Origin of the sequence: Paraburkholderia nodosa (assembly GCF_001718195.1) — a bacterium.
Taxonomy (GTDB): Bacteria; Pseudomonadota; Gammaproteobacteria; order Burkholderiales; family Burkholderiaceae; genus Paraburkholderia; species Paraburkholderia nodosa_A.
Window position 1 is genome coordinate 30,529 of the sequence record NZ_MCNV01000037.1, and the last position, 18,855, is coordinate 49,383.

General features: G+C 55.9%; 10 protein-coding genes and 11 pseudogenes. 5 read left to right on the plus strand and 16 right to left on the minus strand.

The genetic code is table 11. The features are described 5' to 3' along the window. Positions 1-118: 118 nt before the first annotated feature. Positions 119-718 (plus strand): annotated as a pseudogene (locus tag BFD71_RS35235) (IS110 family transposase); the annotation flags it as partial. On the opposite strand, the pseudogene BFD71_RS35240 reads toward BFD71_RS35235, so the two are convergent. From BFD71_RS35240 to BFD71_RS41685, 11 genes and pseudogenes are all read right to left on the minus strand, one after another. Continuing rightward, a pseudogene (locus tag BFD71_RS35240) lies at positions 645-1,781 on the minus strand (IS630 family transposase). The pseudogenes BFD71_RS35235 and BFD71_RS35240 overlap by 74 nt on opposite strands. Positions 1,782-1,907: 126 nt before the next feature. Continuing rightward, a complete protein-coding gene (locus BFD71_RS39755; protein WP_083245641.1) occupies positions 1,908-3,551 on the minus strand; it encodes a pyridoxal-phosphate dependent enzyme in 1,644 nt (547 codons plus the stop codon). A gap of 22 nt (positions 3,552-3,573) precedes the next feature. Beyond that, positions 3,574-4,458: a GHMP family kinase ATP-binding protein gene (locus BFD71_RS39760; RefSeq protein ID WP_083245642.1), complete on the minus strand. Its 885-nt coding sequence runs from the start codon at positions 4,456-4,458 to the stop codon at positions 3,574-3,576. A gap of 200 nt (positions 4,459-4,658) precedes the next feature. Then, positions 4,659-4,900: pseudogene (locus BFD71_RS42465) on the minus strand (IS5/IS1182 family transposase); the annotation flags it as partial. Positions 4,901-5,259: 359 nt separating this feature from the next. Continuing rightward, positions 5,260-5,626 (minus strand): annotated as a pseudogene (locus BFD71_RS39770) (secretin N-terminal domain-containing protein); the annotation flags it as partial. 8 nt (positions 5,627-5,634) lie between these two features. Continuing rightward, positions 5,635-6,471 (minus strand): annotated as a pseudogene (locus BFD71_RS35255) (IS5 family transposase). Between the two features lie 176 nt (positions 6,472-6,647). Beyond that, positions 6,648-7,079 (minus strand): annotated as a pseudogene (locus tag BFD71_RS35260) (transposase); the annotation flags it as partial. Positions 7,080-7,097: 18 nt separating this feature from the next. Continuing rightward, a pseudogene (locus tag BFD71_RS35265) lies at positions 7,098-7,488 on the minus strand (transposase); the annotation flags it as partial. A 1-nt stretch (position 7,489) separates the two neighbouring features. Next, positions 7,490-7,935 (minus strand): annotated as a pseudogene (locus tag BFD71_RS39775) (IS6 family transposase); the annotation flags it as partial. Between the two features lie 24 nt (positions 7,936-7,959). Next, positions 7,960-8,700 (minus strand): SDR family NAD(P)-dependent oxidoreductase, encoded by a 741-nt coding sequence (locus BFD71_RS39780; RefSeq protein ID WP_083245643.1) that lies wholly within the window; start codon positions 8,698-8,700, stop codon positions 7,960-7,962. A gap of 130 nt (positions 8,701-8,830) precedes the next feature. Then, positions 8,831-9,007: a hypothetical protein gene (locus BFD71_RS41685; protein ID WP_176733000.1), complete on the minus strand. Its 177-nt coding sequence runs from the start codon at positions 9,005-9,007 to the stop codon at positions 8,831-8,833. An 870-nt stretch (positions 9,008-9,877) separates the two neighbouring features. Between BFD71_RS41685 and fabF the strand changes: the two genes are divergently transcribed. Beyond that, entirely contained in the window at positions 9,878-11,119 is a 1,242-nt protein-coding gene (fabF, locus tag BFD71_RS35275) for a beta-ketoacyl-ACP synthase II (RefSeq protein ID WP_069268843.1), read from the plus strand. 287 nt (positions 11,120-11,406) lie between these two features. Beyond that, entirely contained in the window at positions 11,407-11,628 is a 222-nt protein-coding gene (locus BFD71_RS42740) for a hypothetical protein (RefSeq protein WP_305120854.1), read from the plus strand. A gap of 22 nt (positions 11,629-11,650) precedes the next feature. On the opposite strand, the pseudogene BFD71_RS35280 reads toward BFD71_RS42740, so the two are convergent. From BFD71_RS35280 to BFD71_RS35290, 5 genes and pseudogenes are all read right to left on the minus strand, one after another. Further along, positions 11,651-12,317 (minus strand): annotated as a pseudogene (locus BFD71_RS35280) (methyl-accepting chemotaxis protein); the annotation flags it as partial. Then, positions 12,296-12,568: a hypothetical protein gene (locus tag BFD71_RS41690; RefSeq protein ID WP_176733001.1), complete on the minus strand. Its 273-nt coding sequence runs from the start codon at positions 12,566-12,568 to the stop codon at positions 12,296-12,298. The gene BFD71_RS41690 and the pseudogene BFD71_RS35280, both read right to left, overlap by 22 nt. Positions 12,569-13,112: 544 nt before the next feature. After that, positions 13,113-13,265, minus strand: a complete 153-nt coding sequence (locus BFD71_RS42470) for an integrase core domain-containing protein (RefSeq protein WP_370684338.1) — start codon at positions 13,263-13,265, stop codon at positions 13,113-13,115. Further along, positions 13,239-14,113, minus strand: a pseudogene (locus BFD71_RS35285) (IS5 family transposase); the annotation flags it as partial. The pseudogene BFD71_RS35285 and the gene BFD71_RS42470, both read right to left, overlap by 27 nt. 237 nt (positions 14,114-14,350) lie before the next feature. Next, positions 14,351-14,617: pseudogene (locus BFD71_RS35290) on the minus strand (transposase); the annotation flags it as partial. 888 nt (positions 14,618-15,505) lie between these two features. On the opposite strand from BFD71_RS35290, the gene BFD71_RS39785 reads away from it, so the two are divergent. Continuing rightward, complete coding sequence (locus BFD71_RS39785) at positions 15,506-16,672, plus strand: porin (protein WP_083245644.1); 1,167 nt, start codon at positions 15,506-15,508, stop codon at positions 16,670-16,672. 527 nt (positions 16,673-17,199) lie between these two features. Next, complete coding sequence (locus BFD71_RS35295) at positions 17,200-18,486, plus strand: cytochrome P450 (RefSeq protein WP_069268846.1); 1,287 nt, start codon at positions 17,200-17,202, stop codon at positions 18,484-18,486. Positions 18,487-18,855 lie beyond the last annotated feature (369 nt).

Here is an 18,855-nt window from a genome sequence, read left to right on the forward strand (position 1 = left end):
GGAAGCTATTTCAAGAGCCTCCTAGACATCATGTATGGACCTGCCGCACCTCAAGTTACGCGGATTAAGCTTGAGGTGGGCTACACCGCGGCTCAGAGCCGCATTGAGGGGGCAGGTCATGAACAAGTTTAGCAAGTACGTGGGCCTGGATGTACATCAGGAAACGGTTGCCGTGGCGGTCGCCGACACGGCTGGCGAAGTGTGGTATGTGGGCGAGATTGTGAACACACCTGAGGCCATTGCGAAACTGGTCGCACAGCTCAAGCGGGGCACAGGACGGCTTGCGTTCTGCTACGAAGCCGGCCCCTGTGGCTACACCATTTGCCGACAGCTGCGGGAACTCAAGCAGGACTGCCAGGTCGTGGCGCCGTCGCTGATTCCGAAGAAGCCGGGCGAGCGCGTGAAGACCGACCGGCGCGATGCCCTGAGCCTGGCGCGCCTGTATCGCGCCGGTGAGTTGAGCCCCGTGTGGATTCCGGATCAGGCACAGGAGGCGCTGCGCGATCTGACCCGTGCGCGTGAGGACATGAAGCATCTGCAACGCCAGGCCAAGCAACGGCTGCTGTCATTTCTGGCGCGGCATGGCCATCGCTACACGGGCCGCTCCAGATGGACGCAAGCGCATTGGCGCTGGCTGGAAGGCATCAGGTTCGCCCGGCCGGAGCAACAGATCGTCCTGCAGGAATATATCGACACAGTGCTTGTTCTGTCCCAGAAATAACTTTGCATAGCCGAGCCACTTTCTGGAAAATTGAATCGGCAGTCGCGGTCCATACGAACGGTCGGCCGTGTTGGTTGTACTGCGCGATATATCACTCGATGCTGGTGATGAGTTGACGCACGTTCTTGAACGACCCTCGACGGATCGCCTGCTGTGTAATCAGGCCAAACCAGCGTTCGACCTGATTCAGCCAGCTTGAGTAAGTCGGCGTGAAGTGTATGTGGTAGCGCGTATGCCTGGCCAGCCACGCCCTGACCTTGGGATGCTTGTGTGTCGCATAGTTATCGACGATCAGATGCACATCGAGATCGGCAGGCACCGCCTGATCCACATGCCTGAGAAACGCCATGAATTCCTTATGTCGGTGGCGCGGCTTACATTGCGCAATAACTTCACCGGTTGCCGTATCGAGCGCGGCGAACAGAGTGGTGGTGCCGTGCCGGACGTAATCATGTGTCACTCCTTCGAGATAGCCCAACCCAATCGGCAACATCGGCTGCGTACGCTCCAGCGCCTGACACTGGCTCTTCTCGTCGACGCATAGCACCAGGGCATTGGTCGGCGGACTCAGGTGCAGGCCGACGATATTGCGCACCTTCTCCACGAAGTAGGGATCATTAGACAGCTTGGAGCTTTTTGACCGATGAGGCTGTACGCCGAACAACGACAGATATCGGGCCACCGAACTCTTCGAAATCCCTGTCTGCGCAGCAGCGGAGCGCACGCTCCAGTGCGTTGCCCCGTCCGGCTTCTCATGCAGCATCCTCGCAAGCAATTCCGCGACTGCTTCATCATCATGCGTGCGAGGCCGGCCTGGACGGGCTTCATCATGCAGACCGGCAAGTCCGTGGGCAACAAAGCGCTTCTTCCAGTGCGTAATTGCAGGCGGTGTTACTTCGCACTGCGTCGCAATTTCTTGACCCGTATGACCGTCAGCGGCCATCAAGATAATCTTTGCCCGGCGCACGAGAGAGTGAGGCAGCGAACGCGAGCGGCTCATTGAGAAAAATTGCTCTCGCTCCAGCTCCGACACGACAAGCTCGATTCCTTTGCGTCCCATGATCGCCCCCAACTCACCGTGATTCGATCATAGACCAATCTGAATTTACGTTAAGTCATTTCTGGGACGAAATACTAGGCTTGGGCCGAGACAAGAAACGCTCAGTCAAAAGCCAGTTGAAGGCAATCACTTTTCTGGTGTAATTTCATATTCAAAAATATTCTGAATACCAATCGGGCCGCAGTAGGTTAGTCCTGTATCTCTGAAGCCAAAGCCTAGGTACATGCGTTTAGCTACCACATTCCGCGCATTGACGGCAAGCATTAAACGGTCGACATTTGGGCGATTGGACGCGATCCACCCAATAGCTAGTTCTGCCGCAGCTTTACCGTACCCCTTACCTTGGTATGATAGGCCCACCCGCAGGCTGTGCATCGTCATAGCGTCCGGATTCGCCCATTCTGGCACTGCGGCCTTTTCTCGAAGGACAAAAAAACCTACAACATCGTCATGCGCTACGACTGAAAAACAATGCTCGAATTCCGAATTTTGGCTTTGCCTCAGTTCTGAAAACACTACGTACAACGGGTCGACATATTGACATTGATCGGCATCCAGCCTGAGGTGCGCGACGGTAGCACTGTCGAGACACGACAATTCTAACAGCCTGGCATCGCCTGCCACAATGTGGGAGGTCGGTGCGGTGCAAAAGGATTGTTCTGAGGCACTGGCGACTGCTTGTGAGACTTCCAGTTTTTGCTGTCGAGAGACAAGCTCGGGCCTCTCTTCTTCAATGACACGAGAAAGAACCTCGTCAAGTGTTCGTCTCCCCCACGCATAACACGACCAACCGCTCAACACCTCCGTGGGTGCCTCCACAGTTACCGGTGCCTCCCGCACATAAGAAGACGTAATGGACAAAGACGAAAGCCAGTCGCCTTCATAGTTATAAATAGTATCGACATAGCGGTGTCCCTCATCTGGAAAAATCGCCACAACGTTTTTCCCGGGGTTCTTCCTGGACCACCAATCTGCCACTCTATAGGCTGCGCCACTGGTCGGCCCCATAAATAGCCCATGTTCTCGATGTAGTTGATGAGTTGCATGAAACACTTCTGCAGGCGTCAGCCAGTGAACCTCGTCAAACTGCCGATGATCCACGTTGGAAGGCACAATTTCCCCCCCGAGCCCACTAAGATCCCCCAAATCTCCGCAGGGCTGTCCGAACAAAACAGAATGTGGCATATCCACGCCAATAGCGTGTAACTCAGGGAATGGCACTCTTAAAAATCTAGTAGTGCCTGACATCGACCCACCGGAACCAACTGGCCCCACCAGGCAGTCGACCTTCACAAGTTTTTGGATCAGTAGTTCCGCGAACTTACCGTAGGCCAGTGGATTGCCGGTGTTAGAATATTGAGACGGCCAGAAGCTGCCAGGGATTTCCTTCAGATATTTAGCCAACCTATTTAGCCTAGCCTGTTGTAGCCCCCCTTGTGGTGCCGGATCGTTCACAACTTCTACGTGTGCACCAAGCTCTACAAGGCGGCTTTTAAGGTGACGATCGATTGCCCAATCGCTTACCAATATGAGTTTATAGCCATACTGAACGGCTAACATGGCTAACGCTAGACCAAATGTACCAGAGGAGGACTCGCAGATGGTGGCACCCGGTTTGAGCAGCCCCTCCGACACAGCTTGTTCGAGTATGAACCGCGCCGGAAGCAGCTTCATCAGAAAGAAGCTTGCCCCATAAAAATTAGCATCCAGCCTGACGATCCGTGGATTTTCGAAATCCTCAAGGTTTCGCATAATATTTCGATTCATCATCCTTTTATTCCCAGTGTTTTTATCACTTCGCGATAACAGTAGCTTCAAATCCTGAACACACTAATTCACGGGTAGCCAAATACATGTTCTCCGCAGTTCTTTCGCTCGCCGGATCGAACATCACGCCAATAACCGTTCCGCTGTGTGCTATCTGTAGTCCAACTGAACCATATTTTCGCCCAATTTCTTCAATATCGCGTAGACGTGGCTTTCGTAAAAATCGCTGATTAAGCCAAGTGCTTGCTGTCGCGACGCGGCCGAGCAATTTTATATCGGATGTATCAATCCCTTTACGCAATAGAGCTCGAATCGGTCGAAAGTTCTCGACCTCTTCTAAGTTGTACTGGGGCAATTCCATATCAAGCGTGTTGACAGTCTGTTCGGTATCCGCAGTCACACTTATAAAGTCAATCGGAGGAATCGGTCTCCTGAATGCTTCAAGAACAAATCCATCTCGTTGCGCAAATAGTACCGCCTGCTGCGAGAATATTGTTGAATCACATGCCGACTCAGCGCTTACTGCAATTTGCATAACATCGCTAGGCGGCAGCTCGATATCAAGCGATTCAAGAACTGCCAAGATGCTGGCCACTACATCAGCTGTGGATGACCCCATACCACGCGCAACAGGGATATTGCTCGTAAGCCCAAGTACCCCCCCCACCCTCGCAGCCGAGAACCGCTCAAGCGTGATTTCTGCGGCGCGTTTGGCTTTTTCGCAACGGCTTGGAAAAACGTCTACTTCTCGCTTGTTCTCGTTCGGCAGGAACTCTGCCCTTGACTTGAGACTCCGGTAAGGCATGGAGACTAAACCACGCCACAGCAAACCATCATCGTCTTCAAACATTCCCTGGAGGAGCTCCCCGTGGTGTCCTGCGGCCTCGCCACTCCCTTGTTTCCGGTGCATATTTTCTATCTCCTTTGGCTCTGGTTCAAGAAAGTCCAGTACGAATACTGGGAGAGTTTCATACGCGGCAACGGGGCGGTCTGCAACTCCTGGTAGTCTGCTGAGATACAGCTCACCAGCTCGAGTAACCTCCCAAGAACTGCCGCATCTGTCTGGTCCGTATCGAATTGATACCGACCGTCTTGCCCCTGTCTCTGCGTACGCTCGCTTCGAACCGAATACCACACCTGCACCAGCAGCGCACGAATCAGTTTGTCCTTGGCGCTGCACGGCAACTGCACTTCGGATGACTCGCGTACAAGCGTGCGAACACCCGGCCCATGCGCTTGCGCGCATCATTCCGCCAGATACGAATCGGCCGCAAGGGGTGGCTCGTAGCCTCAAAGTCATCCAGCGCTGCCATTGTGAACATCGCTTTGGCGTTGCCATCTGCTCCACGGATCGTTTCAGTCTTCAACAGCCCGCTAGGTCGATTCGCATACAAGATGCATGCCTGCAAAAATGAGACCGCCGACGGTCAAAGTGATTGCACAACCACGCAATCAATTGAACGAATTCCTACAGCCGACGTCATCTAGATAACAAACGGGACAGCACGGGCTGTCGTTTCGGGATTCAGAGATGGCTTCGCATTTCGATGTTTCATGGTCGAATGTCCGAGGCTGTTAGCGCCGATGTACTGCCCCCCGGGGGTGCGGACGAAAACTTGGACTACCTAGACGTAGTTCATGTACTCGTATGAAGAGCGTCTTCGAGCGGTTCGGCTTTATCTAAAATTGGAAAAGCGCCTCGGGGCGACCATCGGGCAGTTGGGTTAGCCGCCGCGAGGCGCGCTGCGTTCGACGCACGCAGCATTAGCGAATTCGTGCGCGGATCAGCCTGCACCAAGACCTTCAGCGTCGCATCCACATTGCCGATCGCCCCAGGGTCAAGCATCTTGGGTCATCTGGGTCGCAACGTCGAGCGAATTCGCGTTCTTCAGGTATGCTACCTGCACCTGCTGGCCAGCCGCAGAATCTACGCCCTCGATGATCTGCTCGATGCGGCGGATGTTATCCGCATAGTCAGTGACGACGATCGTATTATTTGATGGATAAGCGGCAACCATATTACTCGGCGAAATGAGCGGACGCAGCACCGGCAGGAGGTTGATCGCCGATTCGTTTCTAGAGAATGTTAGATCCTTTGGATATTGGGCACAGCATGGACGAGCATGAGCATGGCAAAGACGACGAAATGCAGACCGGCCAAGGTTTCAGGCAGGCGCTCGTAGTCTCTTGCCAGTCGGCGGAAACGGTTGAGCGCAGCCGAAGCTGCGCTCAACCACCCAGCGGCGTGGCAGCAACACGCCCCCCTTTTTTGCCTCCGACAGCTTGATTACCTGAAGCTCAATGCCTTCATCGAGTGCCGCCTGCGCGGCTCCTCTCCGGTATAGCCCTGATCGGCGAACGCCACTTTGATTGTGTGGTCCGTGGCCTGCTGAACCTGACGAGCCAATTCCGCGACCTGCGCGCTCCTGTTCGTTGGCCGGCGTCACATGCACCGCAAGCAGTTGCCCCAATGTATCCACCGCCTATGCACCTTGCTGCCTTTCTTACGCTTGTACCCGTCATAGCCTGCGCGTGGACCGCTCTCGCACGTCGACTGCAGCGTACGGCCATCGAGGATGACTGCACTGGGATGCCCCCGGCGATCCTGCGCCACGCGGATAATCGAACGTAGGTCATTGACCATGGCTTCGAAACAGCCTGCCTGAATCCAGCGCTGTGTCTGCTGATAGACCAACTCCCACGGCGGAAAGTCATTGGGCAGCAGACGCCACGGTGCACCCGCGCGGACAATCCAGCGCAAGGCGTTGAACATTTCGCGCAATTCGTAGCGACGCTGAGGCGCGTCCTGATTCATCAATTTCAGGTACGGAGCGGCGAAGGACCACTCTTCATTCGATACATCCGTTGGGTAGGGTCTGCGTTTTTCATCCCGCCAGGGTACCAGGTCTGGCCGAAAGTTCATAACACCGTCTAAACGCTGCCATACGGTTGCCGACCAAGCGGCCCATCGTTCCAGCGAGCCGCCGCGCGACCTGCGGTTCCGGAAGGGGCGTGCCCGTCGCGCGGTACCGCGCGGTGGTCAACGCGCTGCAGCCCTCGAGACATCACCTGCCGAATCCTGCCGACTGTCTTGCTTCAGCTAAAAAACTGCTCGATGCATTTGCGCTTGCGCTGACTGATGGCGTAGCCGGATCAGCGCGTTGTACGTCCGTCAATGGCCGAGCTGCCCGCGCGACCATCGTTTTGCGCAACATGCGGCGTCACGCCATTTGCGCGACACGTTGCCACGAAACCAGCCGTGTCGTAGTTTTTGTCAGCGCCGACCATAATCGATGTACTGGCAAACTGCGCGGCATACGCAAGCATCTCGGTCGCTGTGTCTCGCTCGGCTGTGCCGTTGGCCTGCGTCACCTGTGCGTTCACCACGAGGCCATGCCGGCTATCCGTCAGCACGTGCCCCATATCAGAAAGCATCGCGCCCGTACCACGACTCTTGCGAAACAGCCGCGGCTGACTGTCCGCGCTGAATTCATGCGTGTCGTTGCTGCGCTTCTCGCCATGCCAGTTCTCACCCCAAGCACTTGCAGCCTGCGAAATGGCGTCGCCCACGCTCGGGGCAATCGTATCGGGCACTGCCGAACGCCGCCTCGAGGTGTTTTGCGTGTTTTGCGCAACGTGCGGGTGACCCTCATCTGCTGGCACGCCTCGATGAACTCCTGGCCATCGTAACCCTTGTCCGCGCCCAGTGTGATGTCTGCGCTGGCATCGTCTGCCGCTTGCCGTGCGTCGTGGATCATGATCTTAGCCGCTTCACGCTCAGCATGTTCGTCGGCGCGTGTCACGCGCGCATTGACCACCAGACCGTGCCGGTTATCGGTCAGCGTACGGCCCATTACCCCAATTCGCTGGCCGTTTTGCCTTTGCGATAGAATTGCGCATCGGGGTCGGTCCTGGACTGATGTGTCTCGTTGCTGCGTTTCTTCCTGCTCGACGATGATATTCAGATACTTCGACTGACAGATCTTGGTCGGCGTCTCGCGCCCGGCGTCGATAGCCTCAAGCGCAGCGAGATTCGCCCCATTCTTGTCGATCGTTACCACCTCGGGTTCGCCGCTGCGCTCGATCGACTTTTCGAAGTGGCGCTTCGGGGCAGCCTTGTCAAGGTGGGCGCGCAGCAGGAAATCGATCATCTTCCGCTTTGTCCACGGCCCGGTACAGTACTTCCACTGTCCCTTGACCTTGATATACGTATCATCCACGCGTCAGCTCCTGCCGACTGCGCGCTTGCGACGTCGAAATGCCTTTCCGGAGCGGGCAGCAACTTGATCGCCCATCGGTGCACGGTTGAATGGTCGACATCGATGCCACGTTCAGCCATCATCTCTTCCAGATTTCGCCGGCTCAGCCCATATGCCACATGGCGTCGGTCTTTATGTGCCGACGCATGACTTCAGACATGCTGCCCTCCATTGACGTGCAACTCTGCTCCGTTGATGTACGACGAGGCCTCAGTGCAGAGGAAGTAGATTACTCGTGCGACTTCGGCCGGATCTCCGAGACGACGCATAGGAATACCGTGATCCACGATCTCCTCAGTGCCGGGCGACAGGATCGAGGTATCAATTTCGCCCGGCGCAATAGCGTTGACGCGTACGCCCTCGGGGCCAAACTCGTGTGCCATTTCTCGTGTTAGAGCTGCGAGCGCAGCCTTTGAAGCTGCGTACGCAGTACCCGCGAAAGGATGAACCTTCACCCCGGCGATCGATGTTACGTTGGCAATCGCTCCTTTTGCTCGGACCAATTCTGGGAACAGCGATCGCGCCAGTAATGCGTTGGATACCAAATTCACGTTAAGAACAGTCATCCATGTCTGAATATCGCTGTTGAGAATTCCGAGGCGCGATCTGTTCTCGCCTTTAGGCGAGATTCCAGCATTGTTGACGAGCGCATGTAGTTGTCCATCAGGTAGCCGTCGCCTGACTTCCAAAGCGATCCGGTCGATGTTATCGAGGTCCGCGAGGTCTGCTTGGATGTGCGTTTCACGCGCCGCAGGCCACTTGCAACTGTCCGAGAACGGTCGCCGTGAGACAGTGAACACCTCCCAGTTGTTTTCCTGAAAAAGCTTAACTGTGGCATGACCGATACCGCGGCTGGCGCCGGTCAACAGCATATAACGATTAACTTGGCCCATCTGTGCAGTTCCAATTTGGATAGATCGTTGCTTGCGATCGCTTGCATTGGGGCGCGACGCTCTGCGTGCGGTGAGGCGAACCTGCACGAGTTGTGGCGCGGCAATCTGGATGAGAGGAACAGCGCGTCAGTTAGATCGTCGAAGTCGTGACTGCCGCGCAGAAGGAACGCATCACGCACCCGTAGTTGAACACCTTCTGTAACAGCAACGTCGGCGGCGGCCACGGCTCAGATGCTGCAATACAAATGCCCGACTGCTCATCCGTCAATGTTGTGGGGATCGCCTGCCGGCCATGTTTTGCAGCCATTCTCGTATCCGCAAAGCCTTGACTTTAATCCGACCGCCCTCGCCAACCCCGCGAGCCAGTCCCGACGGGGCACGCAAGCAAATTCCGCCCTTTCGGAAAACCCGCAATCAGTTGTTTATCTTTTCCATACACAATCCTTATCGGGAAAATGTTAATTAACCTAAGCTCTGCGGGTCGTCGTACTACCCACCTACCTAACACGGCACGTTACGCGACTCTCTGTGCAACTACCAGAAGAAAGGCGTCAAATGCATTGATACCAACACTAAGCGTCATTGAAGGGTTGTGTCGCATTAGTGCGGGGGCGCTAGAATGCGCGTCTGACGAACCGGTTCTGACCCGATGATCAAGAAGGCACCCACGAACGGCCCTTGCCCAGGAATTGCGAAGGTTCTGAAGCGACTGCACTATCCGCTCGCTGCGCAGAACATCGACGATGCGCGCGTTCGTCATGCCGGTCCTTCGCAGATATTCATTTGCGATGCGAATCAGTGTTATCCAAACAATTGATTTTGTAGTTCGAGGCGAGATGCCGCATAGTCGCTTCCTGCGACGCGCGGCACAGCTTCCGACTATCCGTGCCGGAAAGAGAACTTTCCCGACATGCCCCGATGCAAGCGACGCTATCGGAGCGGATATCCATCTTAACGTCAAAATCAATTTTCTACGGGAGCGGATACGAGAACAACCATAGGAGCCGTGGCAATGACTGTATCGATCGTGATAGTGGGTGCCGGCTTTTGTGGGACGATGACGGCCACATGGCTACTATCGGATCAAACCGTAAAGCCCCTCCCTATCGATCGCACGGGTCGACAGCTTTAGCATTTCGCGCGGTATTGGTCGATTTTCGATATCAAATAAGAAAAAATGGACAACCGAAGAGTCGTCGTCACCGGTCTTGGTGCCATTTCCCCGGTCGGGATTGGCGTCGAGGAAAATTGGTCGAATGTCATTGCCGGCCGCAGCGGAATCGGCCGGGTCACCTTTTTCGATACGACCGATTTCCCGGCGCAAATCGCTGGCGAAGTCAAGGGGTTCGACGCAACTCGCTTCATTTCGGAAAAAGAGGTCCGCCATATGGATCGCTTCATCCAACTCGGTGTCGTGGCCGGCATGGAAGCATTCGTCGACAGCGGCCTCACAGTGACCGAAGCAAATGCCTCCCGGATCGGCGTTCATGTCGGGTCCGGAACCGGCGGCGTACAGACCCTCGTCGACACTGCCTTCACGATCAGGGACAAAGGGCCGCGGCGGGTGTCCCCATTTTACGTGCCCTCATCCATCATCAACATGATCGCGGGGCATCTCTCGATCCGGTACGGGCTCAAGGGACCGAATCTCGCCATGGCGACGGCGTGCTCGACCGCCACTCATGCGATCGGAGACGCCGCCCGGCTGATCGAGTATGGTGACGCCGATGTCATGATTGCAGGGGCAGCAGAGGCGGCGATCACCGAGAGCAGCCTCGCGGGCTTTGGCCGGGCCAAGGCGCTCTCGACGCGCAACGAAAGTCCCGAGACAGCGAGCCGCCCGTGGGACGCGGAGCGCGACGGCTTCGTGCTAGGTGAAGGAGCGGGCATCATCGTGCTCGAGGAGATGAAGCACGCGCGCCAGCGCGGCGCACGGATTTACGCGGAATTGGCCGGATTCGGACTAAGCGGTGACGCATTCCATATTACTAGCCCGTCGGAAGACGGGGAAGGCGCGGCCCGCTGCATACGCAATGCCTTGCGCAATGCACGCGTCGCGGCCGACAGCGTGCAATACATCAATGCGCACGGCACTTCGACGCCGCTCGGCGACCGCGCGGAATCGCTCGCGCTGAAGGCAGCCTTTGGCTCGCACGCCAAGGACCTCGCGATCAGCTCGACAAAATCAGTGACCGGGCACCTGCTTGCCGCTGCGGGTGGTGTCGAGGCCGTCTACACCGCGCTCACCGTGCACCACCAGATTGCGCCGCCGACCGCCAACCTGACAAAGCCCGACCCGGAATGCGACCTCGACTATGTACCCCTCGTAGCTCGACGCATGCCGATTGATGTTGCCATTTCAAATTCGTTCGGGTTCGGCGGCACCAACGGCACGCTAGTATTCCGCCGGATCGAGTGAATGGCTAGGACAGAGGAATCTGCCAAGTTCGCGAAGCAGATCTTGAAGGCACGTCAACGTAAAGAATCTCTATTGGTCGGAGATAGCTGCACGCCTGCCCAGTTTGAACCACCCCGGAAATGTGGGGTAGTCGGACTGGCTTGCGAGTCCGCTGCGTGCCGGCTTGCTATCACGGGGCCAGACGGCGAGTCCAACCCGTTATCGCGTGTGTGATCGAGCGGTAACTCGGCAGACCGCCGATGTGACCGGGCCTCGCCCTCCTGTCTCAAGCGACACCGCAAGCACGGATGGCTCTGAAACCGTTGTGTATGCTGGTCCGGCACCGCATGATTCTCTTCCATGAGTTTGGGTCAACGTACAGATTTTATGCGCCGCCAGGTCGTCGAGCAAGCGAGCTCGTGGAGCAGGCAGCCGCCGGCGTGCAGGCGTTGAACGCGCAGGCGGTCGAACTGGAGGATTCAGTGTCGGTGTTCAACGTGTCGGCGGGCGTAGGGGTGAGCAATCCCTGAAACTGGAGAATAAATTCTATGAAGCCGCGTTTTGTTGCGTGGCCCTGTCCATCTCACTGATGCCGGTGTTGACATACTTGATGCCGACGCTTTGCTCTTCAGACGCCAGGAAATCTCGCTGACGATATCCGCGACACACCTGATCGCATCCTTGACTGGCCCTATCGTTGTTCCTGCGTCGGCCGCCTGGCTTGCCCCATGCTCCACGACCGCCACGGAGTCACCAACAAGCGACTTAATTTCCTTGGCCGCCGTGGCCGAATGCTGTGCGAGATTGCGTACCTCACTTGCCACAACCACAAAGCCGCGCCCCTGGTCGCCCGCCCGAGCAGCTTCCACCGCCGCATTGAGCGCCAGAATATTGGTCTGGAAGGCGATGCCTTCGATTACACCCGTGATCTCAGCAATTCTGGCAGAACTGTCACTGATTTTCTCGATGGTACCAATCATGGTTGACACCACGTCGTTGCCACGTTCTGCCAGATCGGTCGCGTTCAAGGCAAGCGTGCTCGCCTGAATAGCATTGTCAGCGTTGTTTCGAACCGTCTCGGTGAGCTGCGCCATCTTGATGCGGTTTTCTAAAGGGATGCAGCGTGCTTTTCGGTACGCGCGGACAGATTCTCGTTTCCAACGGATATATCCGTCACCGCGCGACCGACTGAGTCCGTCAGCTGGCGCACTGAGGCAATCGCCTGCCGACCTGATACGTCGCCATGTCGCGCACAGCTGCATGCAGTTCAGCACGGCGACCGTCGTAAAAATATGGCGCGGTCAGTTCCACGTTGCGCAGCGTCGGCGTCTTGAACGCATGGCAATCGAGCGATTCTTTTGTAACATTCGCCCGACCGTTGTCCTGCGGACGTGTAGCCCCGAACGGAAAAGTAGTCGGCCGGGAGACCCATTCGCTCGAACGACTGCCCGCCCAGATTCTTGCCCACATGGCAGGTTGCGCAATGGTTTGCCTTGAATAACTGGTAGCCGCGCAATTCCTCACTATTCAGCGCACGCCTGTCGCCGCGCAGGTAAGCATTTAAGCGACTCGGCGTTAGCAGCGTCACTGCTATTCGGCGATCGCATCTGTGATGTTCACGCTCGACCAACCGCTCGGGTACACCGCCAAGAACCGTTGCGACATCGACGAGTCTTGTTCTCGAAGGTGTTAGGGCAACGCTGATCAAGCCCGGTAAACACGACTGGTTGCGACCAAGACATGCGTCAACTTTCGAGATCGCGAAAAACAGCCGCAAAAGCGGGCATTCCAGCTCATGTTGGGCCCATTGAGGGGCTCTGCACGGGCTCTTCGCCCGTCTTTGGCCCTCTATGGGCGCACCTGTGCCGTCGAGCGACCACACATGTAAAGATTGGCCAGCGCGAGCGCAACGAAGGCGCGATTGGCGTTCTTTGCCAGCCCGCGATAACGAACCGAGTTGGCCTCATTCGTTCGGACAGGATCCACGAGTTTTTAAGTGGAATCGCAGAGGCATTCAAGCTGCCGATTTTATCGCTGGCAGCGTGGCGAAGTATGCTTCATCCGGTGTCTGATCGGCCAGCCTAGAATGAGGCCGATTCTGGTTATACCAGTTCAGGTAGTTGCCGATTGAGCGGCGGGCGTGGCTGACCTTCGCGAAGCCCCACAGCAGCTTCATGACCGCGAACACATGCTCGACCCGGGCACGGATCTTCGACTTGTTGCGGTTCTTGCGGCGCGCCACCTCGTCGACGATGTCCTTGCGGCGCGTGCGCTTGTTGGTGAAGTCACGTGCGTTCGGGGCCTTGCTGTGAATCAGTGCTTTCTGGCTCGCGTATGCGCTGTCACCGTAGACGCATTGCTCCTCACCGTGCAGCAACTGCGGCTGCGGATGCTTGCTGTGTACGTTGGCGGCGGTTACGACCGCGCTATGAGCCAGCCCGCTCTGACTGTCCACACCGATGTGGTGCTTCATGCCGAAATACCATTGCTGGCCCTTGCGCGTCTGATGCATTTCCGGGTCACGCGCCTTCTCCTTGTTCTTCGTCGACGAGGGTGCACCGATCAGTGTGGCGTCGACAATCGTGCCGCTCTTGAGCTTTGCCCCCGCGCCTGCAGCACCACTCCCACTTCCGCGAAGATTCGCTCGCCCAGCTTGTGCTCTTCCAGCAGATGCCGGAATTTGAGCATCGTCGTGGCGTCCGGCACCGTTTCGCTGCCCAGGTCAATGCCAACGAAACGGCGCAGGCTGAGGCTGTCGTACAGAGCCTCTTCGCATGCAAGGTCGGCAAGGTTGAACCAGTGCTGCACAAAGCGAATCCGCAGCATGCGCTCCAGTGCAATCGGCGGGCGACCATTGCAGCGTGTCGGATAAAACGGCTCCACCACTGCGCACAGCTGCGCCCACGGCACGATCGAGCTCATCTCATCGAGAAACGCTTCGCGTCGCGTGGGTTTGCGCTGCGCCCCGAATCGCCCGCATTGATCGACAGCCATCGCCAGTGTCAGTTGCTTCATCCCGTTTTTACTTTCGCCGTTGCACGTCCACGCTATAACGCACGACAGTCATGAACGGTGGACTTGATCAGCATTGCCTTAGGGCTACGCTGATCAAGCCGTGTAAACACAACGGGTTGCGATCAAGAGATGTGTAAACTTTTGAGATCGCGAATAACAGTCGTAAAAGCGAGGCATTCCTGCTCATGTTGGCCCCTTGAGGGGCCCTGCACGGGCTTGTCGCCCGTCTTTGGCCCTCTACGGGCGCACCTGTGCTGTCGAGCGACCTCGCCACATGTAAAGATTGGCTAGCGCGAGCGCCACAAAGGCGCGATTGGCGTTTTTTGACAGCCCGCGATAACGAACCTTCGTGAAGCCCCACAGCCGCTTCACGACCGCAAACACATGCTCGATTCGGGCTAGGATCTTCGACTTGTTGCGGTTCTTGCGCCACGCCACCTCGTCGACGACGCCCTTGCGACGCCTGCGCTTGTTGGTGAAGTCTAGCGCCTGGCCCAGTTGCGATGGTTGCCGGCCTCGCCTTGCTCAGCCTCGTTGTCGCATCATGATTTACCAGTTCGATACTACCGAAGAACTTCTTGATGTCGAGGCCCAGCGCCCAAGCATAGCCCCCAGCCGCGCCGCCGGCCCACGTCGGGCGCCTGATGCGCGGACCGCCCAGGATGATAGCCGCATGAGTCGTCGTGAAACCACAAGCGATTACAGATATCGCTTGACCACCATCTGGGCGATGCACTGAGATCGTGGGAATTCCAACGGCCTCGTCCCCACACCCTGCCTTCCGGGGGTATGTCAACCTTCGGCACCAGTGGTCTTCGCGGCATGACTGCCGCCCTCGTGAGACGAATTGTTGAGTGCGACTCGTGACAAGCCCCCCGTTTTACACGACTAGTCAAGGACACTACCGGCTTCGCGATCTCTTACGAGGGTTCTTGTTCGAATAGACGGCTCTTCAGCCCATGTCAATTGTCGCGTATTGACCAAATGCTCACAAACGAAATGAGGACTGTCGCACATCGGGCGGTCCGCACGACGATCTTCATCGGATATCAATCCACCTGAAGACGTCGCACTGCGCCTGGTGGCTCCTTTTCGCCGACTAATCTGAGTCGGCACGATCTGTGCTCTGGAAATGTGAAGCGATCTTGCGCTCAACCCGTTTGACACCTTGGACGCCATACAGTAAAGCCTAAGTCGCACAGATATGATCTCCAAAAAATGCAAAGAGGCAACTGCACATATCAACGATACAGTGGCTTTCTTCCGCTGTAGCGCTCTATTTTGGAGCACACCAACATCGGCGCAATCGTGGCAGCACGTCGCAGCGCTGTACAGACAGATGTCGTCGAGCGAAACAGAGCTTCTCACTCACACGCTCCTGGAAATCTAATTATGCGTGGTTGGGAAAGGTCGATATTTCTGGCTTTATTTGGTGCGTCATCCTTGGCTCAAGCACAAGGGACTGTGAATCTCTACGGTGTACTCGACGAAGGCATTATGTACCAAAGCAACGTTGCTGATAGCAAGAGAATTTCGCTTGACTCGCTTAGCGGCCTCATGGGAAGTCGATGGGGCCTGACCGGGAGCGAGGATCTCAGTGGCGGTTTACATGCAACGTTCACCCTTGAGTCAGGCGTAAACCTAAATCAAGGTCAGGCTGGTCAGGGCGGCCTGCTATTTGGTCGTCAAGCCTTCATCGGTATCAAAAGCGACAACTGCGGCGGCCTGACATTTGGACGTCAATACGACATGATCTTCTACTTTCCCGAGCCGCTGACTGCCGAAGCACTGGTCGGAGGCGCGCCGGCGGGACACCCAGGGGATCTGGACAATGCGTCCAACACGGTTCGACCGAATAATTCTGTCCGATACATGAGCCCTGACATCTACGGCGCGAGCTTCGGAATTGAGTACAGCTTTGGTGGTATTGCCGGTAACTTCACATCTACCAGTGGTTATTCGGTAGGTGCAGGTTACGTGAAAGGGCCATTGAAACTGGGGGCATCATTCGAGTACTTTAAGAACCCCACCGCAGCGCCAGGCACAGGATTTTTTACTGCCTATTTGAATGGAATCTCTCCTCTTCAAGGTGCTATCAACCGTGGATATGCCTCCGCCCAAGCGTATCAGTCTGTAGTCGTAGCATCCAACTTCACAATCGGCCGCGTCATCGTGGCAGCATCGTTCTCTAATGTTCAATACGCGAATCTCGCCCTGCCTCAGCTGGACGGAACAGTCATATTCAACAACTACGATGTCGGAATAATGTATCGTTTCAGCCAAGCGTGGACAGTCGCAGCATCATACGACTACTTGCAATCGAATGGCATTCAAGACGTTTCGGGACACATACTCGGAAACCAGCACTTCAACCAAGTAACGATTTCAACAGACTACTTTTTATCCAAGCGAACCGACGTCTATTTCGAAATCGGTTGGCAACAAGCATCTGGGACATCGTCTCTTGGGGTTCCCGCTGTTGCGAGCGTCGCGAATGTGGGTGACTCATCCAGCAATCGCCAGATCCTTGCTCGCGCCGCGATCCGTCAAAAGTTCTGAATAGAGCTAAACATGCTGGAATGCAACGACTCACAGCACCGATCGATCCTCCCAAATGACCCGACTGACGCTGCCAGCGTTGGCGAGTCACGCCCCCACTTTCGATGCATGACTAAATTTTCTGACCTTCCTGACATTCCTGATCGGCGTCGCGTCTTATTGGTTAAACTGGCGAAACCATCACACCAATTAATTATCTTAACTTCAACAGGAGACTACAGTCCGCGCATTAATTTGCATACGTTCCGCCGCGTATCCTCAATATCATCGATATCAAAGAACAATGTTTATATGGATTAAGGATGAAATGGGAAATCATAATATGATAATTAGATACGCCGGACGCAAATTGACAGCCACCACACCAACCACCACCCGCGGGGAGCACCCGCCTGCGATAAAGTTAAATCGATCGGCAAGCACCAACTGAAATGAGCTCTCTACGTTAGCAGACTGGATCATCGCGCGCGTAGACGCTCTTTCGTGTCGCGCGTCCACTAACACGAACCTCCCTGGACTCAAACAGAATGCAAAAATATGACCTACCAAGAGAAATAGCGAACCGCATCGTCGATCCGAAGTCCCACACGGACATCGATGGCCTCCACGAAATTTACACTTGGGCACGCGCAAACAACCCTGTCGGGAGAGCGACGGCTGCCGGGCATGACCCGTTTTGGGTGATTACAAAACACGCCGACGTCTCTATGATCTCACGGAATAATTCTCTATTCCACAATGGAGATTATTCTGTCGTGTGTCGCCCTAGAGCATCGATAGAGCATATTATGTCCACGACCGGTTCACCGAACATTGTTCGGTCGCTCGTGCACATCGATGGCGAAGAACACAAAAGTTTACGCGCGCTGACTCAATCCTGGTTCATGCCGAACAGTATTCTCAAGCTTGAAGACCGTATTAGATCGCTAGCCCGTGCGATGGTCGCGAAGCTGCAGCAACACAACGGAAAGGTGATCGATTTTTCAGGCGCATTCGCGTCGCAGTACCCACTGCACGTAATCATGGATATTCTCGGTGTCCCTCAGGAGGATTTTCCTCGCATACTTGCACTAACTTACGAGATGTTCGGGAGTGAAGACGAGGAATACACACGCGATACGGTGCGCCAAGGCGACGCGAGCAGTGCGACGGGCAATGCGCTCCTGTCTGTAGTTGACGACTTCAGGGAGTACTTCGAAAGCTTAAACGAAGCGCGCCGGAAGGACCCGCGCAATGATGTCGCGACTTTGCTAGCCAACGCGGTCATCAATGGGCAGCCTATCGATGACGTAACCCGCCTCGGCTATTACGTAATTATCGCTGCCGCAGGGCATCATACAGTGTCGTCGTCCACGTCGGTCGCAATGTGGGCATTGTGCCGCTTTATGGAGTTGCTACCACAGCTTCAGGCAAATCGATCGCTCATTCCACATTTTATCGATGAATGCCTTAGATTCGCATCGCCGGTTCATCATTTCATGCGTACAGCGACTGCCGACACTAATATCCGGGGCCGAAAAATTCGCAAGGGAGATTGGCTGATGTTGTGCTATGGCTCGGCGAATCGCGACGAAGAAGTCTTCCCTTCGCCATTCACATTCAATATTGATCGCAGACCCAACCCACATATCGCGTTCGGTGTCGGCGGCCACGTATGCCTTGGTCGACATCTCGCGCACATGGAGATGCGGATTCTGTTCGATGAGCTGATTCCGAGATTGCAACGCGCTGAGCTAGTGGGTGAGATCGAATACATGGAGTCAAACTTCGTTTGTGGACCGAAACACCTTCCCGTTCGCTGCATGTTGCAATAACACAACCCGCGATATCCGCATGCACGAAACAGCTAGCCGTGTATCGAACGAGCACGTCAATAACAGGGGTGGCATCATATCCGGCATGAGGTGATAGGCCTACACAGAAAGCAGCCCAGGCCCAACCTTCGATCCGGGCGCCATACACGCTGGCTCTATGACATTGACATGCCAAGCTGCGAATTGGACTCTAGAACCGTGCGCATTGCCGGGATTGCATCGCACCCTTGCGTTCGCGATGAGGACAGCTGCCGTATCACGCGCAGCGACCATTCCGCCGCTGTGTCACCTCGGCTATCAACCAGTGTTAGGTTCCAGCTCTCCTCGCCCAGATTAAACGCCACCTACCGGCGGCCACCTGATGCCGCA